Source organism: Microbacterium sp. S1037, assembly GCF_048381605.1.
Lineage (GTDB): Bacteria > Actinomycetota > Actinomycetes > Actinomycetales > Microbacteriaceae > Microbacterium > Microbacterium testaceum_B.
On the sequence record NZ_JBLWIG010000001.1, the window covers coordinates 1,301,361 to 1,326,216 of the forward strand.

Genomic DNA, 24,856 nt, shown 5'->3' on the forward strand with positions numbered 1-24,856 from the left:
ACCCCGACCCGGGATGCCGCACCGCCCTCACCCGCGGTGCGGCACCCCGCTCAGCGAAAGCCGCACATCATGACCATGCGCACCCTCACTCCCCCCGACACAGAGGTGATCGTCACCGGGCGACCCGCCTCACGCCGTACCCGCCAGCTCCGCAAGGCCGGCGAGGCGTACGCCTTCCTGTCGCCGACGCTCGTCCTCCTGTTCGTCCTGATGATCGTCCCGATCGTCATGGTGATCGGATACTCCTTCCAGGACAACGTCATCCTCAACAAGAGCCCCGAGGTCGTCGGTCTCGACAACTACGTCGCGATCCTCACCGACTCCGGCTTCTGGAAGGCGACGGGCAACACTCTCTTCTTCACCCTCACGAGCGTCGCCGCGCACCTCGTCCTCGGCCTGTCGTTCGCCCTCCTGCTGAACAGCCGCCTCGTCGGCGCCGTGCCGCGGGCGATCTTCCGCGGACTCTACGTGCTGCCGTGGCTGTTCACCGTCGCCGTCATCGCGGTCCTCTGGCGCATGCTTCTCGCCCCCAACGGCATCGTCAACTTCCTGCTCAACACCGACATCGAGTGGCTCGCCTCGCCGCAGCTCGCGCTCGGAACGGTCACCTTCATCAACATCTGGGCCGGCTACCCCTTCTTCATGGTGAGCCTGCTCGCCGGGCTCCAAGGCATCCCGAGCGATCTCTACGAGGCGGCGACCGTCGATGGCGCGAACCCTGTCCAGCGCTTCTGGAACGTCACCGTTCCGCAGCTGCGCCCGATCATCGTCAGCCTGGTGCTGCTCGACCTCATCTGGACGTCGCAGCAGTTCGCCCTCATCTGGCTGACCACCGGCGGCGGTCCCATCGACGTCACCGAGATGCTCAGCACCTTCACCTACAAACTCGCGTTCGCGAAGTACGACTTCTCGATGGCCTCCACCTCGGCGGTGCTGGTCCTGGCGATGTCGATGATCATCGCGGTGCTCTACGTCCGCCATCAGAAGGCGAGGGACTGACATGGCCCTGACCACCCCCGCGCGCCGGCGCGCCGGCACCAACGTCGCGCGTCGTCGTCTCGCCAAGACCGGCGTCCTCCTCGGCCTCGTGATCGGCGCGGTCTTCGCCGCCGGTCCGGTGCTGTGGATGCTGTCGAGCTCGTTCAAGTCGAACACGCAGATCTTCGAGCTGCCGCCACGGTTGATCACCGACACGTTCTCGTTCGATGCCTACATCTCGATCTTCACCAACCCCGAGACGGTGCGGTTCTTCATCAACAGCTACGTCGTCGCCGGAGCCGTGACGATCCTGACGCTGCTCGTCGCCATCCAGGCCGCGTACGCGTTCAGCCGCTTCGAGTTCCGGGGCAAGCGCATCGTCAACGTCATCATCGTGAGCGTCCAGGCCGTCCCGCCGATCACTCTGCTGATCCCGTACTTCGGTCTGATGGTCGGCCTCGGGCTCTACAACACCTACCCGGGCCTCATCTTCACCTACATGGTGTTCACGCTGCCCTACGCGATCATCATGATGACCGGGTACTTCAACACCCTCCCGAAAGAGCTGGACGAGGCCGTCCGCGTCGACGGGGCCGGTTCCTTCACCGCTCTGTGGCGCGTGCTCGTGCCGATCTCCATCCCCGGGATCGTGTCCGTCGGCATCTACACGTTCATGATCGCGTGGAACGAGTTCCTCTTCGCCCTGACCCTCACGCGCACGATCGACATGCGCACGGTGCCGATCGGCATCCAGCTGCTCATGGGCCAGCACTCCTACGAGTGGAACCAGATCATGGCGATGAGCATCCTCGGCTCGATCCCCGTGCTGCTGCTCTTCCTCTTCTTCCAGCGCTTCTTCATCAGCGGCCTGACGGCCGGCTCGGTGAAGAGCTGACTCACGCCTACCCACCCCGAACAAGGAGAATTCCGTGCTCTACACCGGCAAGTCCATCCTCGACGTGGCCAACGCCCACAGCTTCGCCATCCCGGCCTTCAACATCTCCGACTGGGCGATGTTCACCGGGATCATGGACATCAGCGAGGAGAAGAACGCTCCGGTCATCATCGCGATCCACCCCGACGAGGTCTCGCACATCACCACCGACCTCATCCCCGCGATGCACGCCCGCGCCCACCGCTCGAGCGTTCCCGTCGCGATCCACTGGGACCACGGCGGGTCGTTCGAGCAGATGATCACGGCCATCCACTCCGGCTTCACCTCGGTGATGATCGACGCGTCACTCGAGCCGTTCGAGCAGAACGTCGCGATCACGCGCAAGGTCGTCGAGGCGGCGCACGCGGCCGGCATCCAGGTCGAGGGCGAGCTCGGCACGATCGGCGCGAACGACAGCTACGGCGAGTCGGGCGCGGCGGAGATCATCTACACCAACGTCGACGACGCCGTGCGCTTCGTCGAGCAGACGGGTGTCGACAGCCTCGCGATCGCCATCGGCACCTCGCACGGTCTCTACCCGTCCGACAAGAACCCCGAGCTGCGTCACGATCTGCTCGAGCAGATCAAGGCCGCCGTCGGCATCCCGCTCGTCCTCCACGGAGGATCGAGCAATCCCGACGCCGAACTCGCGCGCGCCGTGTCGCTGGGCATCAACAAGATCAACATCTCCAGCGACATCAAGGTCGCGTACCACGACCGCATGCGCGAGGTGCTCGGCACCGACCGGCGTCTGCGCGAGCCCAACGCCATCCAGCCCGAGTGCATCGCGGCCATGAAGGTCACCGCGGCTGAGAAGATCGACCTGTTCGGCGCAGCCGGCAAGGCCGACCTCTACTGATCGGGCGGTGATCGGCGTCATGGCAGAAGACCTCGTCCTCGGACTCGGCGGCACCGTCGACTACGAGATCCGGTGGGATGCCGACGTGCTCTCGGCCCTCGCGCAAGAGCACCGCATCCGGCTCGACGAGCTGACCACCACGACGCCGATCATCGATGAGCGGGCCCTCGTCGTGACGGTGCTCGCCTTCCTCGCGACGGGCGGGGGAGGCGAGCGCTTCGTCCTCTCGTCGGAGATCGTCGAACGCTTCGCCGCGCACTTCGACAAGACGATCACCCTCGGCGGCACCGGCGTGCGGGCGGGGATCGCGCTCGACCGCATCGGCGTCCCCACCGTGCAACATCTCGTCAGCATCGATGACAACGTCCGGCGGCTGCTCCCCGCCTCGATGCGGGTGGTCTCGTCGGCGACGCACGACACGCTCGATCCGCACCTCATCGTGCAGTATCCCCGGGGCGCGACGGTGCGGCTCGTCGACGCGGTGGTGAGCGCCCCGGCATCCAATCGCCTGATCTTCGCCAACGACGCGCCCAATCGCGAGATGGCGATCGCCGACGACCTGGGCGATGCCCTCGCGAACGCAGCGGCCTTCCTCGTCTCGGGTTTCAACACCATGCAGGATGCCGCGCTGCTCGAGCGCCGGCTCGACGACCTGACCGCGGCGATGCGGCGTCTCCCCGCCGACGCGCTGGTCTACTACGAGGACGCCGGGTTCTATCAGCGCGAGCTCTCCCACCTCGTGCGGAACCGGCTGCTGGAGCGCATCGACGTCTACGGCATGAACGAGGACGAGCTGCAGGAATATCTCGGCCGCCGCGTCGATCTCCTGTCACCGGAGGATGTGATCACGGCTCTCGCCGAGGTCCATGCGCTGATCCCGGCCCGCGCGCTCGTGGTGCACACGACGTACTGGGCGATCGCCGTGGGGACCGGTGCCGATCGTCATCGAGCGGGCCTCGAGAGCGCCGTACGCACCGCCGCAACGCGTTATCGGCTGGGCGACGCCTGCACGGCCGCCGACCTCGACGACACCGCACGGCTTCCGCGTCATCCGGGCGGTGCCGCCGTCGTGTCGGCCGCCGAGGAGCGACGGGGAGTCACGGGCGTGCCCGCGTTCGTGGTCGACACCGCCGCTCCGACGACGATCGGCCTGGGTGACACGTTCGTCGGTGGCTTCCTGGCGGCGGTTCCGGCGGCGACCCGCGTCGCGACCGCGGCGGCCCTCGAGCGCGCGCTCGATTCCGCGGCGCTCGCGTCGCGGCGGTGACGCGCGCGCCACGTTCCGCGGTGCGTGCGGCGGGCATGACGTCTCCTTCGAGGAGCGCGTGCGTGACCGAGAGAGGCCGTGGGACGAGCGGAGGAGCGTGCGCCTTGCGGCATCCTCCGCTCGTCCCTCGCCCTCCGTTCCTCACGCGGTGCCGCAGCGCGAAGTAAGCGCGTCGCCGTGTCAGCGCGTCGCCGTGTCGGCGTCCGGATCCGAGAGTGGTCCGCATGCGGCGATCACACGCCGAAGGCTCACCGCCGCCTCCCAGGCGTCGAGCGGCTCGTCGCGCGCGGTGAGCTCGCGCAGGCGGTCGATGTACGCGGTGAGCGCGTGCTCGGCCTCGCGCAGCTGCCCCGCGGTCGCCTCGGGATCCGGGGGAGTGGTCACCAGGTGCGACGCCGCCTCGATCGCGCGCGCGAGGCTTCGGCGCGCGTCGTCGGGGATGCGGGTGTCGACATCGGGCCCCTCGGTCAGACGAGAGAGGGATGCCGACAGCTCGCGCGTCGCGTCGGCCGTTCCGGTGAGGGCGTCCAGGCGTCGGCGGTTGAGATCCCTGGGTGCACGCAGTCGACGCCCGCGCGGGTTGTATCGCCGGCTCTCGTCGGCGAGCTCGACCTCTTCTCGGACGTCAGCGAGCGTTTCCGTGAGTCCGGCCGTCGCGGTGTCGGCGGCATCCTGGTCGAAGGCGTGCCCCGCCAGCGCGTCCGCGATCCCACGGAGGGCCTCGCCCAGGTCGTCACGGAGCCGGGCGAGGCGGTCGTCGGCCCGCTTCTCCCGCAGGGGCGGGACGACGAGGAGGTTCACCATCACCCCGACCAGCACGCCGAACGCCATCGTCATCAGATACGACGACGAGTACCCGTCGGGATCGGCGCCGCCGAGCAGCAGGACGAAGAGGGCGGCGATCGCCACCCAGTCGCGCCCGACGCCGAGCGCGCGCACCCCGGCCAGCAGTACGCCGAGCAAGATGACGATCGCGACCGCGGCGATCCGGGGAAGGCCCGCGCCCACCACCGCGAGGCTCGCGAGGCCCAGGCCGATGCCGAGCGCCAGTCCGACCACGGCCTGCACACCGCTCGACGCCGAGCGCGCGACGGTGGGGTACATGCTGACGAGGACGCCGAGCGGGGCGTAGTACGAGTACTCGCTCTGCGCGAAGGGAACGAACGGCGCGAGATACCAGGCGAGCGCGGCCGCCGCGGCGGTCTTGGCCGCGAGCACGAGGCGGTCAGCGGTCATCGCGTCGCGCCACCACTGTCTCGGGTCGAACGAGCTGTACATCGAGGGGCGGATGGACACCCCTCCATGCTCCGGGCCGTGCGCCGGACGGTCTCGGGGGTTGCCGTCTCGCCGGACGAGCGGTACCTCAGCGCCGCGCCCGGTACGCCTCCCACAGCACGCGCGCGTGCCGAGCCTTGGCGCGCTCGACGCCTGTCTCGTCTCGGCGTGCGGCGCTGATCCATTCCGCCAGGCGACTCGCCGCGGCTCCCAGCACCATACGGACATCGGCGTGCTGCGCCGGCGGCACAGCGGCCTCGGCCGCCGGCATCCGACCCTTCCGGGCGAGCTCGTCGCGCACGTGCTCCATCGTGAGTCGGGCCACGCCCACCGCATGGCTGTTGACGACGCAGTGGGCGGCTCCCTCGATCTCCCATCGGCGAGCGGAACGCGCGCGCTCCACCAGCCGGGAATGCAGCCGGCGCGGCGAGGGGCGGTCGAACTCGCCGCGGATGAGCAGGAGGTGGGATCGCGCGTCGACGATGCGGTCGGAGATCCGGTACCGCAGCATGTACGGCAGCGTCTCGAAGAAGTAGAGGAACCCGCACAGCAGGTACGCCGACACCGCCAGCAGCGCGATGTGCAGCGACTCGCGCACGGTCGACTGCGCGAACCGTACGGCCTGTACGCCGGCCCGCGCTTCGCCCTCGTCGACGACGGGGCTCACGAGCACCGCGTGCGAGAGCTCGCGGCGCGTGAGCACCTCGGTGACCACCTGCGTCCCCATCGAATGCCCGATGAGCACCGGATTACGCAGGCCGTAGTGGTCGAGCACCCCCTCGACCTGATCGGCGAAGAAGGCGGCGGTCGGCTGATCTCCGGATGCCGGGACCCCGGCGAAACCGGGGAGGTCGAGCGCGTAGACCTCTCCCTCGGCCGCCAGCAACGGCGCGAGGAACTCGAAGTAGGTCGAGGCGACCCCGATGCCTGCGACGAGCACGAAGTCGCGCCCCGTTCCCGCGCCTGTCGATACGCGCGTCACGCGTGTCCGCGCGCGTCCGCGGCGGAACGTCTCGACGTCGACGTCGGCGGGAGGCGGCTCGCTGGTCATCGCTCCAGGATGCCGCACCCGGCGGGGCGCGCTGTCAATCCCGGAGTCGGTGTCGGGCGTCCCGCCTAACCTCGGGCGCATGAGCGATACCTCCCGTGAAGAAGAGACCCTGGGCGCCGTCCGTGAGAGCGGCGACAACCCCGCCGAGAAGGACCCCTCGGACTGGGTCACCGGCGATGAGCCGATGACCGCGCCGCAGCGCAGCTACCTCGACACGCTCGCGCGCGAGGCCGGGGAAGAGATCCCCGCCGACCTGACGAAGGCGGAGGCGTCCGAGCAGATCGACCGCCTGCAGACGGCGACGGGCCGCGACTCGGCCTGAGGGCGCTGCGTCCCGTTCGTGCTGTCCGTCAGTGCGAGCGGGACGCGCTGTCTGCCTCGGCGATGCTGTCGACGTGGTGCTTCTCGACGCGTGCGATGTCGTCGAGGAAATCGGCCACCACACGCCGCTCGGCGGCGTCCAGCTTCGACGCGGCCTCGGCGACCGACGCTCGCCGGACCGAGAGGACTCGTCGTGCCGAGGACTCGGGATCGATGGTTGCGCGGACGACGATCGAACGCCGGTCGCCGGGGTACGGCTCTCGTGCGACCCACCCCGCCTCGGCCAGACGATCGATGAGAGTGGTGGTCGCCGCCGACGAGATGCCGAGCATGTCGGCCAGAAGGCGCGGGGTGACGGGGTCGTCGTCTTCGCTGCGCTCGAGCAGGAAACGCAGGACTTTCGCGTCGTTCGGACCGATGCCGAGTGACTGCAGCGCCGCGCGCTCCGAGATGGCGCTCGAGTCGGTGAGGTCGCCGAGGGCCCTCACCACGTCGTCTGCTGTGGCCGTGCGTCGCATGTCACCTCCCGCGAAACCTTGCTGAGCTACTGTCTCGATGTCCTATCAACTTGGCAGCCGATGTATTTTCCATGGTACTCGTCCGCCTCGCGGAACGGCAGGGGCCTGGACGGTGTGGCCTGACATAGGATGCCGAAGTGGAAAACGGCTCGCAGTCGTCGCGCTATTGGTATGGCGCGACCGAGGAGGACCGTCGGCGTCGGGCCGTCGAGGTCTTGCAGGCCTTCCGTGTCTATCGCGCCGCCGAGGTGGCGATGCGCCGTCGCACACGCGAGGCGATGTCGATGGGCGAGAACGATCTCCTCGTGCTCCGGTACCTCCTTCGCGCAGCGGGCCAGGATCGCCACGTGACGCCGGCCGAGCTGACACGGTATCTGGGGGTCTCGACGGCATCGACCACGGCGATCATCGACCGCCTCGAGAGATCCGGCCACGTCACGCGCGTGCCGCACCCGACCGACCGGCGGAGCGTCCGGGTCGTCGCCACCGCTGCCAGCGACCACGAGGTGCGCGCAACGCTCGGTTCGATGCACAGCCGCATGATGGGGGCCGTGGCCGAGATGACGCCGGAGGAGTGCGACGTCGTGATCGCGTGTCTGGGTCGGCTGCAGGACGCGGTCGATCAGGTCGATCCCGCTCCCGCCTCGCACGAGGCATCGCCCGAGGACGCCCAGACCACCGTTTAGGTCGCGAGAATCAAGCCTTCGGGTTCTCGGGCCCGGGCTCGGGGACGATGAGCAGGCCACCCGAAGAGTTGGCCGAGTTCGCGAGCTCCTCCACCCACGCGCGGCTCAGCAACGCCGGCTCCGGCTCGTCGAAGACGAAGCGAAGGGGAATGGACGGATGCAACCACACGGTGCTGCGCCCGACCTCCTGGCCGGGACCGTGCGTCCACGAGAGGGTGAAGCTCTCCCCCCGGCGGAGCTTCGTGGCGATGACGACCTTGATATGCGCCAGCGCGCGGTCTTCCATTTCGATCGGCGTCGCGACGTCGCCGTAGTAGAGCGTTCCCACCCCATGCACGTTAGCGAGATCGGCTCGCGCCCTCCGCGGGGTTGATTTCCCCTCGACCGACGTGGCACGCGTCGTCGGGATGACTTGTGCGTTCCTCGGATAGGCTCGACCCCATGGGCAGATTCATCTACGACACCGTCGCCAACGCCGTCGACATCGATGACCGCACGCTGGCTCACCTGCGCATCGTCGTGATGAACAAGCTGCGCCGCTCCGAGTCGTTCATGTTCGACGTCGAGGTGGGAGACGGCAGCGGTCGCCGCAGCTTCTGGATGCACCCCTCCGTGCCGATCCAGTTCCACTTCTACGGCAGCCGTCCGCCGCGCATCAACCGCGTGTGGGTCGAAGACCTGATGCTCGCGGCATCCGGACCCAACGGCCTGGCGATCACGCCCGAGCCGTCCGAGGACAGCGTCTCTGAAGAGGGCTGACCTCAGCGGGTCGAGCTGTCGCTCTTCGTGTCGCGCGAGGGGGCGATGTCTTCGGCGACCAGCATGATTCCGCCCGACGAGTTCGCCGACTCCGAGAGACGCTCGATCCACTCCCGGCTCAGCTTCGTCGGTTCGGCGTCGTCGAAGACGAACCGCAGCGGGATCGCCGGGTGGAGCCACAGGGTGCTCCGGCCGCGCGGCTCCTCGTCGGGGTGGCGCCACGACAGGGTGAAGCTCTCACCGCGGCGGAGCTTCGTCGAGATGACGACCTTGAGGTGCGCCAGCGCGCGATCCTCGATGTGAACGGTCGTCGAGCTTCCGTAAATGATCGTCCCCATGGCTCCACACTAACCGCGCGGCCTCACCGCGAATACGCCGTGCGTCCGAGAGTGTCAAGCCGCCCGGTCGGAGCGTGGGGTGCTGCCACCGTAGAAGGACTCCACGGAAGGACAGCGCCGTGAAAGACCGATACCCCCCGTCTCCGATGGAACCCGGCGATGGCCCCGCCGACTCCGCCGACCTCCCCGACGTCTTCGACGGGCTGGTGGGAATCGACGTGGTGGATGGCGAGCTGGTGCCGCGGAAGGACGAGCCTCCGCGCGCGTGACGCTCACAGGACGCTCGTATCTCCGCTCGATACGGTCGGTCGCATGGCCGATTCGCTGGACGATCAGCAGATCACCGTCTCGAGTGCGGCTCTCCGCGCCATGCGTGACGAGTTCCAGAGATTCCTCATGGAATACCGTTTCGGGCTCGCCGAGGTCGACACGAAGATCGCGATCCTGCGCGAAGAGTTCCAGGAGATGCACGACTACAACCCGATCGAGCACGTCTCGAGCCGCGTGAAGACGCCGGACAGCCTCGTCGACAAGGTGCGTCGTAAGGGGATCGACACCGACTTCGACTCGATTCGCGCCGCGATCACCGACATCGCCGGCATCCGGGTCACATGCAGTTTCATCGACGACGCCTATCGACTGTCCGACCTGCTCACCCAGCAGGACGACATCACCGTCCGAGACGTCAAGGACTACATCGCCCGCCCCAAGGCCAACGGGTACAAGAGCCTCCACGTCATCGTCGAGGTGCCCGTCTTCCTCTCGACGGGCAGGGTCCAGGTGCCGGTCGAGGTGCAGTTCCGGACGATCGCCATGGACTTCTGGGCGAGCCTGGAGCACAAGATCTACTACAAGTACGACCGCCTCGTTCCAGCCGATCTGCTCGATCAGTTGAAGGATGCCGCCGACACCGCCGCCGAGCTCGACACCCGCATGGAGCGCCTCCACCGTGAGATCCGCGGGCCCCGGCCCGGGGTGGTCTCGATCTGACCCGACGGTCAGAATGGAGCAATGACCGGCGCAGCGCGGAGCGACGACGACGCGCTCGTCGACGAAGCGGCGGCCGACCTGCTCGCCCTGCCGCCCGCGCGGTTCACCGCCGCGCGCGCGGAGCGGGCAGCCGCCGCGGCGGGACCGGTGGGCCGTCGGATCGCGAAGCTGCGCAAGCCGACGGTGGCCGCGTGGGCGGTCAACCTGCTCGTCCGCGACGGTCGCCTCGGCGAAGCGGTCGAGCTCTCGCGGGCCCTGCAGGAGGCGCAGGACGACCTGGATGCCGCCGAGCTCGCGCGTCTCGGGAAGCAACGGCGCCAGCTGGTCGCCGCCCTGGCGCGGCGCGCCGGCGAGCTCGCCGCCGAAGCGGGGACGCCGCTCAGCGCGGCGATGGCGGAATCGGTGGAGAAGACGGTGAACGCCGCGGTGGTGGATCCTGAGGTCGCCGCGGCCGTGCTCACGGGGCGGCTGGTCTCGCCGATCGATCTGGCGACTCTCGACGCCGGCGGCCTCGACGACGCCGTCGCGGGGTCCGTGCCGCAGGGGGTGGCCGCGTCTCCGCCACGCGACGATCTCGCCGCGCGGCGGGCCCGCAAGGCTGCGGAGCGCGCGGTACGCGAGGCCGAACGCGCGCACGCCGACGCTGCGCGAGAGAGCGCGGCCGCTGACCGCCGCCTCGCGACGGCTCGGGAACGCGCCGATCGCGCGCGCGAGCGCGTCGAGGGGCTGCGAGCCGATTTAGCGCGCGCCGAGGCTGACGCCGCCGATGCGGATGCCGTCGTCGGACAGCGCGAGAGCGAGCAGAAGGAAGCCGCCGCGGCGGCGCGCGTCGCGCAGCGCGCGGTGGAACGGGCCGAGGCCGCCCGTGCGGAAGGGACGGATGCGTGATCGCGACACTCCTCGACGAGGTGCGGGCACGTCTGGCGGACGCACCGCGCGAACGGCTCGGCGAGCTCCAGGAGGGGCGCCGGGTTCTCGGCATCCCTCGTCCGCCGCGCATCGTGCCGCGGGGGACCGCGTGGCACCTCGGCGTACTGCTGCTCACCGACGACGCCGTGCTCGCCACCGGCGACATCGTGCGTTCGCGCGCCGAGGTGCGCCGGGGATTCGCGGCCGAGTCGCAGCGCCGACGAGCGGAACTCGCGGCCGCGGCCGCGCGCGGAGGAGTCCCCGAGGGGGAGACGGTCCACATCGAATGGCATCCGATCGACCTCACCGCCCTCGGTGAACGTTCGACGCCGCTCGCGGTACGCGGGGGAGAGGCGCTCGTGCGCTGGAGCGCAGCGGGCGGCTTCCTGCCGCTCGAGCGGTACCTCGACGAGCGCGTCGAGCTGCTGCGGCATCCGCCCGAGCGCGCATAGTCGGGGCCGGGGCGGGTGTCAACAGCCATGACGCGCCCCGTCGGCGAAACAACGCTGGTCTATCGTGAGCGACGTGCAGCAGGTATGGCCAGGATCCAGTTATCCCCTCGGGGCCACTTACGACGGTAATGGGACGAACTTCGCCCTGTTCAGCGAAGGAGCAGAGAAGGTCGAGCTCTGCCTCTTCGACGAGGACGGAACGGAGACGTGCTTCGAGCTGATCGACGTCGACGCGTTCGTCTGGCACGCGTACCTCCCGAACATCCAACCGGGGCAGCGTTACGGGTACCGCGTCCACGGGGAGTACGACCCCGCGAACGGCAAGCGGTTCAATGCCAGCAAGCTCCTGCTCGACCCCTACGCGAAGGCGGTCGAAGGGCAGGTCGACTGGGGCCAGCCCGTCTTCAGCTACGAGTTCGGCGATCCCGACTCGTTCAACGACGAGGACTCCGCCGCGCACATGATGAAGGGCGTGGTCATCAACCCGTTCTTCGACTGGTCGGGCGATCGCCAGCCCAAGACCCCCTACTCCGAGACGTTCATCTACGAGGCCCACGTGAAGGGTCTGACCCAGCTGCACCCCGACGTTCCGGAAGAGCTGCGCGGCACCTACGCGGGCATCGCGCACCCGGCGGTGATCGACCACCTGCGCAAGCTCGGCGTCACCGCGATCGAACTGATGCCGGTGCATCAGTTCGTCAACGACTCGACCCTCGAAGAGAAGGGGCTGTCGAACTACTGGGGCTACAACACCATCGCGTTCCTCGCGCCCCAGAACACCTATTCCTCGACCGGCGATCACGGTCAGCAGGTGCAGGAGTTCAAGGCCATGGTCAAGGCGCTGCACGCGGCCGGCATCGAGGTCATCCTCGACGTGGTCTACAACCACACGGCCGAGGGCAACCACATGGGCCCGACCCTGTCGATGCGCGGCATCGACAACGAGGCCTACTACCGCCTCGAAGACGACGACAAGCGGTACTACACCGACTACACCGGCACCGGCAACAGCATGAACGTGGGCAACCCCCACACGCTGCAGCTCATCATGGACTCGCTGCGGTATTGGGTGCTCGAGATGCACGTCGACGGCTTCCGCTTCGACCTCGCCTCGACCCTCGCGCGCGAGTTCTACGAGGTGGACAAGCTCGCGACCTTCTTCGAGCTCGTGCAGCAGGATCCGGTGGTCTCGCAGGTCAAGCTCATCGCCGAGCCGTGGGACGTCGGTCCCGGCGGCTACCAGGTCGGAAACTTCCCGCCCCAGTGGACCGAGTGGAACGGCAAATACCGCGACACCGTCCGCGACTTCTGGCGTGGCGAGCCGCAGGCGCTCGCCGAGTTCGCATCGCGCCTCACGGGGTCCGCCGACCTGTACGAGCACTCGGGGCGCTTCCCCGTGGCATCCATCAACTTCGTCACCGCGCACGACGGCTTCACCCTCCGCGACCTCGTGTCGTACAACGAGAAGCACAACGAGGCGAACGGCGAAGACAACAACGACGGCGAATCGCACAACCGCTCGAGCAACATGGGCATCGAGGGTCCCACCGACGACCCCGAGGTGCTCAAGCGTCGCGCGCAGCAGCAGCGCAACTTCATCGCCACCCTCCTGCTCAGCCAGGGCGTGCCGATGCTGCTGCACGGCGACGAGCTCGGTCGCACGCAGGGCGGTAACAACAACGGCTACGCGCAGGACAACGAGATCACGTGGGTGGATTGGTCGAACGTCGACCACCCGCTCATCGAGTTCACCGCGGCCCTCGCGCGGCTGCGCAAGCAGCACCCCACCTTCCGCCGCAGCCGCTTCTTCGACGGCCGTCCCGTGAAGATGGAGGAGGGGGCGCCGATCCCCGACGTGGTGTGGCTGCGTCCCGACGGCTCGCTCATGCAGCCGGAGGACTGGGACAACGGCTTCGGTCGCGCTGTCGGAGTGTTCCTCAACGGCCAGGGCATCCGCGAGCGCGATCGTCGCGGCGAGTCGATCAGCGACGACCACTTCCTCGTGCTGTTCAACGCCGGTGACGAGCCCGTCGACTTCGTCCTGCCGGACTTCGAGTACGCCCCCGAGTGGGACGCCTACGTCGACACCGCGGGGGAGCGCGCGAACACCGAGCCGCTGAGCCCGGGCGAGACGCTGCCGATCGAGCCCAAGTCGCTCATCGTGCTGCGGGAGCACCACCTCCCCGAGCCCGAGGTCGACCACTCCGTGGCCGCCTCGCTGACCGCCCAGATCCAGGTGGTCGGCCCCGATGACCTGCCGGGCCAGGCGCCCAAACCGGAGTTGTGACCGAGATGCGGCATCCGCTTTCGACCTACCGCCTGCAGATCCGCGAATCGTTCACCCTCGACGACGCTGCCGAGGTCACGGGATATCTCCGTGACCTCGGGGTCTCGTGGGCGTACCTGTCGCCGCTGCTCGAGGCCACTCCGGGGTCCGACCACGGGTACGACGTCGTCGACGTCACGCGGGTCGACCCCGCACGCGGCGGTGCCGAGGGCCTCGCGCGCTTCGCGGAAGCCGCGCGCGGGGAGGGCCTCGGCATCCTGATCGACATCGTCCCGAACCACATGGGCGTCTCGGAGCCGCGGACGAACGCCTGGTGGTGGGACGTGCTGCGCCAGGGCCGCGCCTCGGCGTACGCGGACTCCTTCGACATCGACTGGGAGTTCGGGGGCGGCAAGGTGCGCGTACCCGTGCTCGGTGACGACCTCGACGCGGTGATCGGCGAGATCTCGTACGACCCGACGCCGGCCGACGACGCTCCCGACGGCGTGATCCGGTACTACGACCACGCTTTCCCGGTCGCGCCGGGGACGGGGACGGATGCCGCGGCCTCGGGGGCTCGCGACGCCATCGTCGCTCTGCTCGACGCGCAGAACTTCGAGCTGCGCTTCTGGCAGGACGAAGCGGAGGACCTCAACTACCGTCGGTTCTTCGCCGTGACGACCCTGGCGGGTGTCCGTGTCGAGCTGCCCGAGGTGTTCCAGGCGACGCACGCCGAGATCCTGCGGTGGGTGCGCGAGGGCCTCGCCGACGGCCTGCGCGTGGACCACCCCGACGGCCTCGTCGACCCGGGCGGCTACCTCGACCGGCTCGCGGTCGCGCTCGAGGAAGCGGGCGAGGGTGAGGTCGGGTACGTCCTCGGCGAGAAGATCCTCGAGCACGGCGAGGCGCTGCCCTCGTGGTGGAAGACCGCGGGGACCACCGGCTACGACGCGCTCGCCGAGATCGACCGCGTCCTCACCGACCCCGCGGGGGAGGCGGCGCTCGACGCGCTCGACGCGCGCCTGCGCGCCGACAGCGACCTCGCGCCACTCACCGGGTGGCACGACCTCATCCACGACACCAAGCGCAGGATCGCCGACTCGATCCAGGTGTCGGAGATCCGGCGCCTGGTGCGGGGGCTTCCCGCCGAGCTTCGTGAGGAGTTCGGGGCCGACGTGCTGCAGGACGCGCTCGCGGAGATCCTCGCGTGCTTCCCCGTCTACCGCTCCTACCTTCCCGCCGGTCGCGCCCACCTCGACGCCGCCGCGGGCGAAGCCGAGGTGCGCCGACCCGAGCTGGGCGACGTGATCGAGAAGCTCGTCCCCGTGATCGCCGACACCAGCCGCGAGGTCGCGTGGCGCTTCCAGCAGACGACCGGTCCGGTCATGGCCAAGGGCGTCGAGGACACGGCGTTCTACCGTTACACGCGCCTGGGCTCGCTCACCGAGGTGGGCGGCGACCCGGGGGAGTTCTCGCTCGATGTCGCGGGCTTCCACACCGCGCAGGCGCTCCGCCACGCGTCGTGGCCGACCGCGATGACGACCCTGTCGACGCACGACACCAAGCGCGGCGAGGACACGCGCGCCCGCATCGCGGTGCTCGCCGAGATCCCGGAGCGCTGGGCCGAGGTGCTGGGCGAGTTCCGTGGAATCGCCTCGACCGGGCACGGCCCGTTCGACAATCTGCTGTGGCAGGCGATCGTGGGCGCGTGGCCGGCATCCGCCTCCACTGCCGAGGGGCTGAAGGTCTATCGCGAGCGTCTGCACGCCTACGCCGAGAAGGCCGCGCGCGAGGCGAGCGAGGTCACCGGCTGGTGGGAGCAGGACGACGCCTTCGAGGAGCGCATGCACGCGGTCGTCGACGCGGCGACCGGCCCCGCCGCCGAGCGGGTGCGCGCGTTCGTCGACGAGATCTCGCCCGCGGGCTGGTCGAACGGTCTCTCGGCGAAGCTTCTGCAGATCATGGGCCCGGGCGTCCCCGACGTCTACCAGGGCTCGGAGCTGTGGGAGCAGTCGCTGGTCGACCCCGACAACCGTCGCGCGGTGGACTTCGCCGAGCGACGTCGCATGCTCGCCGCGCTCGATGCGCCCGGCGCGGCCTTCCCCGCGGTGGATGACACGGGCGCAGCCAAGCTGCTCGTGACCTCACGGGCGCTGCGGTTGCGTCGCGAGCACCCGCTCGAGATCTACCGTCCGCTGGAGGCCGCGGGCGCGGCATCCGATCATGTCGTCGCCTTCGACCGCGGTGGCGTGTTCGCCGTCGCGACGCGGTTGCCCCACGGCCTGGCGGCGGCGGGGGGATGGCGCGACACGGTCGTGCTGCTTCCGGACGTGCCCCTCATCGACGTGCTGACCGGTCGCTCGTTCACGGGCGGGCCCACCGCGCTGGCCGATCTCCTGGCGTACTACCCCGTCGCCCTGCTGATCTTCTGACCGTCGCGGGGGCCTTGCTGTGGCCGCCCGCATCACCGAACCCCTCGCGAACGAAGGAACATCCATGAGCATCGACGTCTGGGCACCCAAAGCAGACCGGGTGCGGCTGCGCCGACTCGACGACAGCGGTGACACCGTCGTCGGAGACGTCGAGATGGAGTCCGCCGCCGACGGGTGGTGGACAGCACCGGTCGACCTCGCGGACGGCGAGCGGTACGGCTTCGTCCTCGGCGACGGCGACGACCTGCGCCCCGATCCGCGCTCACGGCGTCAGCCGGGCGGCGTGCACGAGGCTTCGGCCTGGTTCGACCCGAGCGTGTACACCTGGAACGACGCGAGCTGGACAGGCAAGCAGCTCGCGGGCGGCCTCATCTACGAGCTGCACCTCGGCACCTTCACCCCCGAGGGGACCCTGGATGCCGCGATCGGGCGCCTCGACCACCTCGTTGACCTCGGCGTCACCCACGTCGAGCTGCTGCCGGTCAACGGCTTCAACGGCACCTGGAACTGGGGCTATGACGGGGTGCTCTGGTACACCGTGCACGAGGCCTACGGCGGGCCCGAGGCGTACCAGCGCTTCGTCGACGCGGCGCACGCGGCCGGCCTCGCGGTCATCCAGGACGTCGTCTATAACCACCTCGGCCCCTCGGGCAACTACCTGCCCGAGTTCGGCGAATACCTCCGCGAGGGCAGCCGCAACACGTGGGGCGACTCGGTCAACCTCGACGAGGACGCGGTGCGCGCCTACATCGTCGAGAACGCGCTGATGTGGATGAGCGACTACCACGTCGACGGTCTGCGCCTGGATGCGGTGCACGCGCTGCTCGATCACCGCGAGCCGCACGTGCTGCAGGAGATCGCCGAGCGCACCGACGCCCTGTCGGCGCACCGCGGCATCCCGCTCACGACCATCGCCGAGAGCGACATGAACGACCCGAAGCTGATCCTCCCGCGCGAGGCTGGCGGCTACGGACTGACCGCGCAGTGGTCGGACGACTGGCACCACACCGCCCACGTGGCCCTGACGGGCGAGACGATCGGGTACTACGAGGACTTCGCCGATCCCGACGCGTTCCGCAAGGTGAGTGAGGGCGGTTTCTACCACGACGGAACCTACTCGTCGTTCCGCGAGGAGAAGCACGGCAAGCCCATCCCGGATGCCGTGCCCAACTGGCGGCTCGTGACCTTCGCCCAGGATCACGACCAGATCGGCAACCGTGCCGCGGGCGACCGTCTGTCGCAGTCGCTGGACTACGACCGCCTCGCCGCGGCCGCCGTGCTGACGCTCACCGCCCCGGGGACGCCGATGCTGTTCATGGGCGAGGAGTGGGGCGCGTCGACGCCCTGGCAGTTCTTCACCTCGCACCCCGAGCCCGAGCTCGGCAAGGCCACCGCCGAGGGCCGCATCGCCGAGTTCGCGAAGATGGGGTGGGACGAATCCACGGTCCCCGACCCGCAGGACCCCTCGACGTTCGAGAACTCGAAGCTCGACTGGGACGAGGTCGGCGAGGGTGATCACGCGCAGCTGCTCGGCCTGTACCGCGAGCTGGCGAAGCTCCGCCGGGAGCGCCCGGAACTCACCGACCCCTCCCGCGTGGGCCTGTCGGCCGCGGCGCGCGAGGCGACGGGCGGTCGGGTGTACGAGCTTCGTCGCGGAGACCTCGTGGTCGTCGTCAACCTCTCGGACGCCGAGGCCTCGGCATCCGTCTCCTCCGGCGCCCGCGTGCTTCTGGCCACGGCGGAGGGCGTGCTGCTCGAGGGTGCGGAGCTCACCGTCCCGGCGGGAGCGAGCGCGATCGCGGCTCCGGCCGTCTGATCTGACGCGGTGGCCCCGTTCCTCCGGGAACGGGGCCACCGCTCTGCTGGTTCTGTGCTGTTCGCCGTGATGCGCCCCGCTCGACCTCGAGGTCGGGCGGGGCGTTGTATCGTCCCAGCTCTCTTCTGCCTCGTCCCACTTTTGGCGGAGAGTGTTCCACTTATGGCTGGTTAGAGAGGCTGGAACCAGCCATAAGTGGGACGAGGTTCGGGAGACGTCAGTCGACCGACGGGCGGAGCAGGCGCAGGATGCGGATGACCGCGGGCGGCAGGAGCACGAAGGCGGCCACGATGATCGCCATCACCCCGATCCCGGTGCTCCGCGGCTCGCCGCCGAAGCGTTCGACCGCGAGCCAGCTCAGTCCCCATGCCAGCGCGAGGGCCGGGGTGAGGCGCCACGAGCTCTGCCACGCGATCGCCAGGCCGATGAGGCCCACCACGATCAGGACCCCGATGCCGATGGCATCCGCCGCCTTCTCCCACGACGCGGGGGCGATGGTCGTGAGCCAGGCGGCCGTGTTGGCGACCGTGGCCAGGGTGACCCAGCCGAGGTGAAGGCCCGTGACGCCGTCGATGAGGATCGAGTCGACCACGCCGCCGCGCGGTTCGCGCGTGCGGACGGCGACGCGGAAGGTCCAGCCGAGGGCTGCGAGGAGCAGCACGATGACGACGACCGTGAGGAAGAGGGTGCCGAAACGCGCGGCGACGAGCCAGAGACCGTTGAGGGTCATGGTCAGCGCGATGAGCCAGCCGAGCGCGCGCTGGCGCGGGTTCGTGCGCTGGCGCGGGAGGGCCTGCCAGATCGCGTAGGCGATGAGGCCGAGGTAGATCACCGACCAGATCGAGAACGCCGGCCCCGCGGGGGCGAGGTACGACCCGTTCGTGCTGAGCGCTCCGTCCTGCTGGTCCTCGACCGCGGTGTTGCCGAAGGCGCCGGCACCGATCACCGCCGCGATGATCATGAACGACAGGGCGGAGAGGACGACGATCTGACGGGCGAGGTCGTTCCCCCGCCATGGAGCTTCTACGTTCATGGGCAAAAGCCTAGATAAGCTAGCGAGATTCGCGGTTCGGGCTTGACATCGCGGCATCCGGCCCGCGTCGTCGTGCGGAGTTGGGGGTGGACACGCCGTGCGAGGGGCGGGTGTCTGGGCGTGTCGGGCATGGACTCCGCCTGACGGCGCGGCGGGGTGGCAGGACCGTCGTGCGGAGTTGGGGGCGGACACGCCGTGGAGCGGGCCGGCGGGGCGGCGTGTCGGGCATGGACTCCGCCTGACGGCTCGCGTGACGGGGCACGCCGCGACGGCCCGCGGAAGGGTCAGGCCGCGACGGCCCGCGCGGCGAACGACCGCAGCAGCAGCGTGGGCTGCTCGACCGAGACCGTGCGCACGTGCGCCGACACCTGGTCGAAGGCCTCCGCGTCGAAGTACCCCGCGTCGCGGTAGACCTCCATCCGGGCGACGAACGCCTCGGCGGTCGGTTCGGGGTGGAACTGCGTCGCCCACAGGCCGGCCCCGGCGCGGTACGCCTGCACCGGACAGGCCGCGTTCTCGGCGAGGAGCGTCGCCCCCGGAGGCACGCTCGCCGTTCCTTCTTTGTGCGCGGTCAGCGCCTGGAAACGAGGGGCGAGGATGCCGAACAGCTCGTCGTCGCGACCCGCGTCGGTCAGCGCGATCTCGGCGGGCCCCGTGCCCTCGGGGGTGTTCAGGGTGACCTCGCCGCCGAGCATGCGCGTCACGACGCCGATACCGAAGCACGTGAACATCGCGCTCGTGCGCCCCTCGATCGCGGTGGCCGCCAGGCGCTCGAGGTCGCGCTCGAGACGGCGCTGCTCGTCGGTCTTGTCGGGATCGGTGACGTTGAAGGGACTCCCGCCCACGACCACGGCGGCGAAGCGCTCGAGATCCCGGGGGAAGGGCTCACGGACGAGGTCGTGGTGCACGAGATCGTCGTCGTTCACCCCGAGCCCGTCGCGGAACGACGCCCACTCGGCCACGGCCGCATCGCGCTGCGGGCGGGCGCAGACGTAGAGCAGGCGAGCGGTCACCCAGGGATTCTATTCGCGCGCACGGGCGTCCCGCCCCGGGCTGGACTCACGGCGAAACAGCGGGTCACGTCCGGGAACTGCGCCCGGCTGCCGCGCTCGCCCGCGCCGCGATCCGGCTCACGCGCGAACGCCTCAACGCGATGAGGAGGGCTCCCGCGAGGAGCGCCGCGGCGCCCCCGACGGCGAGGCCCGGGCTCGACGGCATCCCCGACTCGGCCAGGCGTGCGGGCGCTGCGCCCGATGCCGAGGGGGTCGGGATGGGGGTGGGGGAGGTCTCCGCCAGGGAGAAGCTGGGCGTCGCCGCGATCGGGACGGGCCAGCGGGCGTCCTCGAGGTACGTCGCCAGGAAGGGCGCCGGTTGCCCCTCGGTCGGCACGTCGTCGGCCGTCCCTTGCAGCGGGAGCGTGACCTCGCCGCTCTCGATCGTCACGGTCTGCTCGCTCGGCGAGGGCCGCCAGGCGAGGGAATCGGTCGTTCCGACCGTGACCAGCAGTGCGTGTCCGGGCGCGAGCGTCCATTCGACGTTGCGCAGGTGCAGGCGGGTCGTCCCCGACGCGTCCAGCGGGGCCGCTTCTTCGACGATGAGCGTCGGCACACCGTCGGGCTCGACGTCCCACAGTCGCGCGTGCACGATGCCCGCCCCCTGGGTGCGCAGGTTCAGGGACGCCCTGCCGCTGAGCCGTGTCGGCTCGTCGACGGGGTCGGAGAGCGTCTGCGAGGCCCCGATGGTCTGCGCGTCGCGCGGTGCGGTGCCGAAGAACGACCCGTCGCCCTCGTCGCCGGCGGGGAGGGCATCGGCGCCGCGGCCGGTGTCGACGTAGGAGCCGGGCGCGAGAGGAGCGGTGACCTCGCGCGTGACGCCGGGCCACGATGACTGGAGGCGCCAGTGCGCCTCGTTGTCCTGCAGCGCCCAGACGGGATCGGGGGCCGGCGCTCCCCTCAGATGAGCGTCGAAGAACGCCCGCACCTCGTCGACCCATCCGGCGCGGCCCATCTTCAGACGCCCCGCGTCGTCGACGTCGTTGCCGGAGTAGTGGTCCCAGGGCCCCGCCCACGCGCTCACCGGGCCGTCGACGGCGTCCAGGAACTCCGCCATGCCCTCGGGACGCGTGTTCCTCTCGGTCCAGCCCTGCGTGAGGAACAGGGGGACGGTCGAGCCCTCGGCGTGCTGCGCGGTGTTGCGGGCGCTCCAGAAGGGCGAGGAGGGATCGGATGCCAGGGTGTCGGCCAGGATGCCGGCGGCGCACTCGGGGTGGGTCTGATCGTACGCGGCGTTGGTCCGGTAGCGCTCGGTGTCGGGCGGGATCACGACGCCGTCCACGGTCCCCGGGTGATCGATCCCGGGGAGGGCCGCGATGCCGTTGTACGCGTCGATCGTCGTGCGGTTGTTCTCGGCGGGGATGCCGTTCTCGTAGAGGTAGTCGTAGAGGTTCCACGACGGCTCCTGCGCGACGACCGCCGCGAGACCCGCGGGCCGGTCGGCGAGACCCATGAGGCCCGTGACGGCGTCGTACGACTTCCCGTACATTCCGACGCGACCCGTCGACCACGGGGCGGATGCCGCCCACTCCACGAACGCGCGCACGTCGGCCTGCTCGCCCGGACCGCTGAAGTCGTAGCATCCGGAGCTTCCCCCGAAACCGCGCAGGTCCCCGAACACGACGGTGTAGCCGGCGGCGAACAGGCCGCCGTCGTCGATGAAGGCGCGGTGGCGCATCGAGGGACCGGTGAACGACTTGCCCTCGTCGGCCTGCTGTCCCGCGTGCGAGAGGTAGGGGCCGCTGATGAGGATCACCGGAGTGCGGGCATCCGCCGGCAGACCCGCCGGGCGAAGGACGTCGGCGTGCAGCTCGACCGGGTCGCCGTTGCGATTCGCGACGGAGGACGGCAGGTAGTGCTCGGTCCACACGGCGCCCTCGGGAACCGAGGGGTTCTGCGCGTGCGTGACGCCCCGCGAGACGTCGGGGTCGGCGTCGATGCCCGCGTCAGGGGTGGGGGCGGCGTCGTCCGCGGGGGTGGCCTCCGCGGAGGGGGCGGCGGGCGCCGACGCGGCGCCGCTCGCGTCGGATGCGACGGCGGGCGTCGCGCCGATGAGGGTCAGGACGACGGCCAGCGCCAGGGCGTTCGTCGTTGTGCGTCCGTGCATTCCGTCTCCCCTTCGCGGTGCGCGTCGATCGCACCTTACCGCGAGAGGCGCGCCCCTCTCCTGCTGTGCGGTTGCCCCGCGCGGGGGTCAGCGCGAAGAGCGCGCGGTGCGTCCCCGGACGATGCCGACGAAGGCCTCGACGTCGGCGGTCGTCCGCTCGCGGAGCCACGCGAGCGCGACGGTCGACACCGGTCCGTCACGCAGCACCCGGTACTCGACGTCGCGGCGCTGGTGGGCGCGCGCGAGCGACATCGGCACGACCACGACGCCGACGCCCGCGGCGACGGTCGCGATGGCTTCGCCGGTGTCGGACGGTGGCGCGAACGTCGGGGGGATGGCATCCGGAATCCGCGCGGCGAGCACGTCATCGGCGGGGACGATCACGACTTCGCCGGCGAGATCCGCGGTGTCGAGCTCGTCGCCGGCCGTCAGGTGAGAGTCGACCGACATCACGACGACGGGCTGTTCCTCGTAGAGCGGGATGAGGTGGAGGTCATCGGATGCCGTGACGGGGAGCCGCACGAGAGCGGCGTCGACCTCGTCGAGGTGCGACCGTTGCCCGGCGACGTCGATCTCCCGGAGCTCGAGGGTGACGTGCGGCATGCGCTCACGCCACAGGCCGATCCACTTGCCCGGGGTCGCACCCGGGACCGCGCCGAGCACGAAGGTGCGCGGGGGTTCCGGAGGAGCGGGGGCGGGGCGCGGTGCGTTCCCTCTCGCGGGGCGCTTCGGCGTGGAGGGCCGTGCCGCTCCGCCCTTGCGGGCACCGCCGGTGGGACCACGTCCCCGGGACCCGCTGCCGCTCGCCATGGTTCCAGGCTATCCGCGCGAGTAACGTGGAACGCATGATCGGCATCCTGGCGCTCGTGTTCGCCGGCCTCGCGGCCCTGCTGCACGTCTACATCTTCGTGCTCGAGAGTGTCCGCTGGTCGCAGCCGAAGACGTGGAAGGTCTTCGGGATCGCCGACCAGAAGACGGCGGATGCCACGAAGCCGATGGCCTACAACCAGGGCTTCTACAACCTCTTCCTCGCGATCGGCGCCATCATCGGCATCCTGTTCTGGATCGTCAACGGCGTGGGCGACGTGGCCGGACGCACGCTGCTGATCTTCTCGCTCGGCTCCATGCTGGGTGCGGCGCTCGTGCTCGTGACTTCGGGCAGCAAGTACCTGCGCCCCGCGACGATTCAGGGCACCCTGCCGCTCATCGGTCTCGTGCTCGCGATCTTCGCCTGACGGGCCCGCTGCCTCGAAAGACGAAAACCCGCACGCTCCGAGGAGTCGTGCGGGTCGTGAAGCCGCGGGACGGCTGTCGCGTCGGCCGGATCACGCGGCCAGGCGGAGTCCCCGCTGGTCGGTCGCGACCGCTTCGCCGTCGTTGATGATCTCGTCGTCGCCGATGAGAGAGCCCGTCGCGACGCGAGCGTTGTGGCCCACCTGCGTGCGAACGCCGATGTGAGCGCCCGCGCCGATGACCGCGCCGGCGCAGATGTGCGCGTGCGGCTCGATGCGAGCCTCGGGTCCGATGACGGCGTCGGATTCGATCCACGCCCCTCGGCCGACACGAACACCCGCGGCGATCTGCACGCCGGGTTCGACGTAGGCGCCGTTCTCGACCAGCGCCGACGGGTGGACCTTCGCGCCGTGCGCGACGAGTCCGCGACCGTTGACGTGCTTGCGGTAGCGCAGCGTCTCGCCGTGGTCGTTTTCGATGTCGATGTAGTTCTTACCCACGATCCCCTCCGGTCGACTCTCGGATTCAGCCGACATGTATGACAACGGGTGGGGAATGCCCTTCATTCCCTCGAATGGTTCTTCGTCGCCCGTGCCGCCATCGGTTTGCTCGACGTCGAGAGAAGTGCGGCGAGGACTCTCGACGATGTTTCGTCCTCCTGTTCTCGCACGCCGGCGGCGGTGAGCCTGCCGGGTTGACAGGAGCGAACCGGAGGGGCGCTGATCCGCGGACCGGTCGGAGAATCACCCGGGCTGACAGGTGGGGCACCAGTAGACGTTGCGCTCGCTCGTCTCCGAGGCGCCCAGGGACGTCGCGCGGATCGGTGTGCCGCAGCGACGACAGGGCGCGCCTTCGCGGCCGTAGACCCAGAACCGACGGCCCGGGCGGGTGTCGCCCGTGAAGGTGCGCTCGGGTCGCGGGAGGTTCGCGCGGATCATGCGCTCGCCGAGTGCGATCGTCGCCTGGGCGTCGATCTCGGTGGCCGGGGTGGTCGGCGCGATACCCCGCACGAAGAGCAGTTCGTTCGCGTAGACGTTGCCGAAGCCGGCGACGTTGCGCTGGTCGAGCAGCGCGACGTGCGCTTCTCGCGGATCGGCCGCGACGCGGCGGACCGCCTCGGCCTCGTCCCAGTCGTCGGCGAGGAGGTCGGGACCGAGATGGCCGATGACGGTGTGCTCGTCGGCGGTGCGCAACACCTCGACCATCGCGAGGTCGAAACCGACGGCATCCGCCCCCGTCACCCCGACGATCGCGCGGGCCTTGAATGCGGGGCGGCGCCACCGCTCGCCCGGCCGGTAGACGTCCCACCGGCCCTCCATCTTCAGGTGCGAGTGCAGCGTGTACCCGCCGATGCGGTGCAGGAGATGCTTGCCGCGCGCGGCGACCCCGTGCACCGTTTCGCCGCGGAGATCGGCGGTGGCGCTCCCGGGGACGCGGATGTCGAAGCGCGTGACGACCTTGCCGGTCAGAGCGGCCGAGAGCTTCGCCGCCGCACGGTAGACGGTGTCGCCCTCAGGCACGGGCGGCCTCCAGCCGGGATCGAGGGGCGGCGGGGTCGAGGGCGGGCGCCGTGGCGGCGG

General features: G+C 70.0%; 26 protein-coding genes. 15 read left to right on the forward strand and 11 right to left on the reverse strand.

Translation table 11 applies throughout. From position 1 onward, the window contains the following. Window positions 1-69 precede the first annotated feature (69 nt). The 4 genes from ACMW4R_RS05770 to ACMW4R_RS05785 are packed head-to-tail and all read left to right on the forward strand — an operon-like array spanning window position 70 to window position 4,038. Window positions 70-999 (forward strand): carbohydrate ABC transporter permease, encoded by a 930-nt coding sequence (locus ACMW4R_RS05770; protein ID WP_058596599.1) that lies wholly within the window; start codon window positions 70-72, stop codon window positions 997-999. 1 nt (window position 1,000) lies between these two features. Further along, window positions 1,001-1,873: a carbohydrate ABC transporter permease gene (locus tag ACMW4R_RS05775; RefSeq protein WP_058596598.1), complete on the forward strand. Its 873-nt coding sequence runs from the start codon at window positions 1,001-1,003 to the stop codon at window positions 1,871-1,873. A 34-nt stretch (window positions 1,874-1,907) separates the two neighbouring features. Beyond that, entirely contained in the window at window positions 1,908-2,771 is an 864-nt protein-coding gene (locus tag ACMW4R_RS05780; RefSeq protein WP_058596597.1) for a ketose-bisphosphate aldolase, read from the forward strand. Window positions 2,772-2,790: 19 nt separating this feature from the next. Beyond that, window positions 2,791-4,038 carry an ADP-dependent glucokinase/phosphofructokinase gene (locus tag ACMW4R_RS05785; protein ID WP_081319198.1) on the forward strand — a complete coding sequence of 416 codons (1,248 nt, stop codon included), beginning with the start codon at window positions 2,791-2,793 and terminating at the stop codon, window positions 4,036-4,038. 180 nt (window positions 4,039-4,218) lie between these two features. On the opposite strand, the gene ACMW4R_RS05790 is transcribed toward ACMW4R_RS05785, so the two are convergent. Both ACMW4R_RS05790 and ACMW4R_RS05795 read right to left on the reverse strand, forming a co-directional pair. Further along, window positions 4,219-5,334 carry an FUSC family protein gene (locus ACMW4R_RS05790; RefSeq protein ID WP_418299406.1) on the reverse strand — a complete coding sequence of 372 codons (1,116 nt, stop codon included), beginning with the start codon at window positions 5,332-5,334 and terminating at the stop codon, window positions 4,219-4,221. A gap of 67 nt (window positions 5,335-5,401) precedes the next feature. Further along, window positions 5,402-6,364: an alpha/beta fold hydrolase gene (locus tag ACMW4R_RS05795; RefSeq protein ID WP_418299407.1), complete on the reverse strand. Its 963-nt coding sequence runs from the start codon at window positions 6,362-6,364 to the stop codon at window positions 5,402-5,404. Between the two features lie 79 nt (window positions 6,365-6,443). Between ACMW4R_RS05795 and ACMW4R_RS05800 the strand changes: the two genes are divergently transcribed. Continuing rightward, window positions 6,444-6,686: a DUF3072 domain-containing protein gene (locus ACMW4R_RS05800; protein ID WP_058596594.1), complete on the forward strand. Its 243-nt coding sequence runs from the start codon at window positions 6,444-6,446 to the stop codon at window positions 6,684-6,686. A 28-nt stretch (window positions 6,687-6,714) separates the two neighbouring features. On the opposite strand, the gene ACMW4R_RS05805 is transcribed toward ACMW4R_RS05800, so the two are convergent. Then, entirely contained in the window at window positions 6,715-7,203 is a 489-nt protein-coding gene (locus ACMW4R_RS05805; protein WP_058596593.1) for a MarR family winged helix-turn-helix transcriptional regulator, read from the reverse strand. Window positions 7,204-7,340: 137 nt separating this feature from the next. Here ACMW4R_RS05805 and ACMW4R_RS05810 point away from each other — a divergent pair, with 137 nt between their 5' ends. Then, on the forward strand, window positions 7,341-7,889 hold the full coding sequence (locus ACMW4R_RS05810) for a MarR family winged helix-turn-helix transcriptional regulator (protein ID WP_418299408.1): 549 nt from the start codon (window positions 7,341-7,343) through the stop codon (window positions 7,887-7,889). Between the two features lie 10 nt (window positions 7,890-7,899). On the opposite strand, the gene ACMW4R_RS05815 is transcribed toward ACMW4R_RS05810, so the two are convergent. Beyond that, the gene (locus ACMW4R_RS05815) at window positions 7,900-8,217 is read right to left on the reverse strand and encodes a hypothetical protein (protein ID WP_058596591.1); all 318 of its coding nucleotides are present in this window, start codon (window positions 8,215-8,217) and stop codon (window positions 7,900-7,902) included. A gap of 113 nt (window positions 8,218-8,330) precedes the next feature. Here ACMW4R_RS05815 and ACMW4R_RS05820 point away from each other — a divergent pair, with 113 nt between their 5' ends. Next, complete coding sequence (locus ACMW4R_RS05820; protein ID WP_058596590.1) at window positions 8,331-8,648, forward strand: hypothetical protein; 318 nt, start codon at window positions 8,331-8,333, stop codon at window positions 8,646-8,648. Between the two features lie 2 nt (window positions 8,649-8,650). On the opposite strand, the gene ACMW4R_RS05825 is transcribed toward ACMW4R_RS05820, so the two are convergent. After that, on the reverse strand, window positions 8,651-8,986 hold the full coding sequence (locus ACMW4R_RS05825) for a hypothetical protein (RefSeq protein ID WP_058596589.1): 336 nt from the start codon (window positions 8,984-8,986) through the stop codon (window positions 8,651-8,653). A gap of 119 nt (window positions 8,987-9,105) precedes the next feature. Here ACMW4R_RS05825 and ACMW4R_RS05830 point away from each other — a divergent pair, with 119 nt between their 5' ends. From ACMW4R_RS05830 to treZ, 7 genes are all read left to right on the forward strand, one after another. Next, entirely contained in the window at window positions 9,106-9,255 is a 150-nt protein-coding gene (locus ACMW4R_RS05830; RefSeq protein WP_193751302.1) for a hypothetical protein, read from the forward strand. Between the two features lie 43 nt (window positions 9,256-9,298). Beyond that, complete coding sequence (locus ACMW4R_RS05835) at window positions 9,299-9,976, forward strand: GTP pyrophosphokinase (RefSeq protein WP_058596588.1); 678 nt, start codon at window positions 9,299-9,301, stop codon at window positions 9,974-9,976. 21 nt (window positions 9,977-9,997) lie between these two features. After that, a complete protein-coding gene (locus ACMW4R_RS05840; RefSeq protein WP_418299409.1) occupies window positions 9,998-10,864 on the forward strand; it encodes a transposase in 867 nt (288 codons plus the stop codon). Next, window positions 10,861-11,337 (forward strand): glutaminase, encoded by a 477-nt coding sequence (locus ACMW4R_RS05845; RefSeq protein ID WP_418299410.1) that lies wholly within the window; start codon window positions 10,861-10,863, stop codon window positions 11,335-11,337. The genes ACMW4R_RS05840 and ACMW4R_RS05845 overlap by 4 nt, the downstream gene beginning before the upstream one ends. 64 nt (window positions 11,338-11,401) lie before the next feature. Continuing rightward, window positions 11,402-13,624, forward strand: a complete 2,223-nt coding sequence (gene glgX / locus ACMW4R_RS05850) for a glycogen debranching protein GlgX (RefSeq protein WP_241490393.1) — start codon at window positions 11,402-11,404, stop codon at window positions 13,622-13,624. A gap of 5 nt (window positions 13,625-13,629) precedes the next feature. Continuing rightward, window positions 13,630-16,035 (forward strand): malto-oligosyltrehalose synthase, encoded by a 2,406-nt coding sequence (treY, locus tag ACMW4R_RS05855; RefSeq protein WP_418299890.1) that lies wholly within the window; start codon window positions 13,630-13,632, stop codon window positions 16,033-16,035. A gap of 64 nt (window positions 16,036-16,099) precedes the next feature. Continuing rightward, complete coding sequence (treZ, locus tag ACMW4R_RS05860) at window positions 16,100-17,851, forward strand: malto-oligosyltrehalose trehalohydrolase (protein ID WP_418299411.1); 1,752 nt, start codon at window positions 16,100-16,102, stop codon at window positions 17,849-17,851. Window positions 17,852-18,068: 217 nt separating this feature from the next. Here the strand turns inward: treZ and ACMW4R_RS05865 are convergent, their stop codons facing one another. From ACMW4R_RS05865 to ACMW4R_RS05880, 4 genes are all read right to left on the reverse strand, one after another. Further along, on the reverse strand, window positions 18,069-18,884 hold the full coding sequence (locus ACMW4R_RS05865; RefSeq protein WP_418299412.1) for a tryptophan-rich sensory protein: 816 nt from the start codon (window positions 18,882-18,884) through the stop codon (window positions 18,069-18,071). Window positions 18,885-19,168: 284 nt separating this feature from the next. Further along, window positions 19,169-19,897 carry a glutamine amidotransferase-related protein gene (locus ACMW4R_RS05870; RefSeq protein WP_418299413.1) on the reverse strand — a complete coding sequence of 243 codons (729 nt, stop codon included), beginning with the start codon at window positions 19,895-19,897 and terminating at the stop codon, window positions 19,169-19,171. A 64-nt stretch (window positions 19,898-19,961) separates the two neighbouring features. Continuing rightward, a complete protein-coding gene (locus tag ACMW4R_RS05875; RefSeq protein WP_418299414.1) occupies window positions 19,962-22,043 on the reverse strand; it encodes a CocE/NonD family hydrolase in 2,082 nt (693 codons plus the stop codon). An 87-nt stretch (window positions 22,044-22,130) separates the two neighbouring features. After that, entirely contained in the window at window positions 22,131-22,853 is a 723-nt protein-coding gene (locus ACMW4R_RS05880; protein ID WP_418299415.1) for a LysR substrate-binding domain-containing protein, read from the reverse strand. Window positions 22,854-22,888: 35 nt separating this feature from the next. Between ACMW4R_RS05880 and ACMW4R_RS05885 the strand changes: the two genes are divergently transcribed. Continuing rightward, the gene (locus ACMW4R_RS05885; RefSeq protein ID WP_058598188.1) at window positions 22,889-23,278 is read left to right on the forward strand and encodes a DUF1304 domain-containing protein; all 390 of its coding nucleotides are present in this window, start codon (window positions 22,889-22,891) and stop codon (window positions 23,276-23,278) included. Window positions 23,279-23,368: 90 nt separating this feature from the next. Here the strand turns inward: ACMW4R_RS05885 and ACMW4R_RS05890 are convergent, their stop codons facing one another. Then, complete coding sequence (locus ACMW4R_RS05890) at window positions 23,369-23,776, reverse strand: transferase (RefSeq protein WP_058598191.1); 408 nt, start codon at window positions 23,774-23,776, stop codon at window positions 23,369-23,371. A 243-nt stretch (window positions 23,777-24,019) separates the two neighbouring features. After that, window positions 24,020-24,796, reverse strand: coding sequence for a DNA-formamidopyrimidine glycosylase family protein (locus ACMW4R_RS05895; protein ID WP_363376071.1), 777 nt, complete (start codon window positions 24,794-24,796; stop codon window positions 24,020-24,022). Window positions 24,797-24,856 lie beyond the last annotated feature (60 nt).

What these genes read in the sequence shown, in the direction of transcription:
- ACMW4R_RS05800 (WP_058596594.1), top strand. Translation starts at nt 6,444, where the DNA reads ATGAGCGATACCTCCCGTGAAGAAGAGACCCTGGGCGCCGTCCGTGAG.
- ACMW4R_RS05835 (WP_058596588.1), top strand. Translation starts at nt 9,299, where the DNA reads ATGGCCGATTCGCTGGACGATCAGCAGATCACCGTCTCGAGTGCGGCT.
- ACMW4R_RS05805 (WP_058596593.1), bottom strand. Translation starts at nt 7,203, where the DNA reads ATGCGACGCACGGCCACAGCAGACGACGTGGTGAGGGCCCTCGGCGAC.
- ACMW4R_RS05820 (WP_058596590.1), top strand. Translation starts at nt 8,331, where the DNA reads ATGGGCAGATTCATCTACGACACCGTCGCCAACGCCGTCGACATCGAT.
- ACMW4R_RS05785 (WP_081319198.1), top strand. Translation starts at nt 2,791, where the DNA reads ATGGCAGAAGACCTCGTCCTCGGACTCGGCGGCACCGTCGACTACGAG.
- ACMW4R_RS05875 (WP_418299414.1), bottom strand. Translation starts at nt 22,043, where the DNA reads ATGCACGGACGCACAACGACGAACGCCCTGGCGCTGGCCGTCGTCCTG.
- ACMW4R_RS05770 (WP_058596599.1), top strand. Translation starts at nt 70, where the DNA reads ATGACCATGCGCACCCTCACTCCCCCCGACACAGAGGTGATCGTCACC.
- ACMW4R_RS05840 (WP_418299409.1), top strand. Translation starts at nt 9,998, where the DNA reads ATGACCGGCGCAGCGCGGAGCGACGACGACGCGCTCGTCGACGAAGCG.
- ACMW4R_RS05825 (WP_058596589.1), bottom strand. Translation starts at nt 8,986, where the DNA reads ATGGGGACGATCATTTACGGAAGCTCGACGACCGTTCACATCGAGGAT.
- ACMW4R_RS05880 (WP_418299415.1), bottom strand. Translation starts at nt 22,853, where the DNA reads ATGGCGAGCGGCAGCGGGTCCCGGGGACGTGGTCCCACCGGCGGTGCC.
- treY (WP_418299890.1), top strand. Translation starts at nt 13,630, where the DNA reads ATGCGGCATCCGCTTTCGACCTACCGCCTGCAGATCCGCGAATCGTTC.
- ACMW4R_RS05795 (WP_418299407.1), bottom strand. Translation starts at nt 6,364, where the DNA reads ATGACCAGCGAGCCGCCTCCCGCCGACGTCGACGTCGAGACGTTCCGC.
- ACMW4R_RS05885 (WP_058598188.1), top strand. Translation starts at nt 22,889, where the DNA reads ATGATCGGCATCCTGGCGCTCGTGTTCGCCGGCCTCGCGGCCCTGCTG.
- treZ (WP_418299411.1), top strand. Translation starts at nt 16,100, where the DNA reads ATGAGCATCGACGTCTGGGCACCCAAAGCAGACCGGGTGCGGCTGCGC.
- ACMW4R_RS05865 (WP_418299412.1), bottom strand. Translation starts at nt 18,884, where the DNA reads ATGAACGTAGAAGCTCCATGGCGGGGGAACGACCTCGCCCGTCAGATC.
- ACMW4R_RS05775 (WP_058596598.1), top strand. Translation starts at nt 1,001, where the DNA reads ATGGCCCTGACCACCCCCGCGCGCCGGCGCGCCGGCACCAACGTCGCG.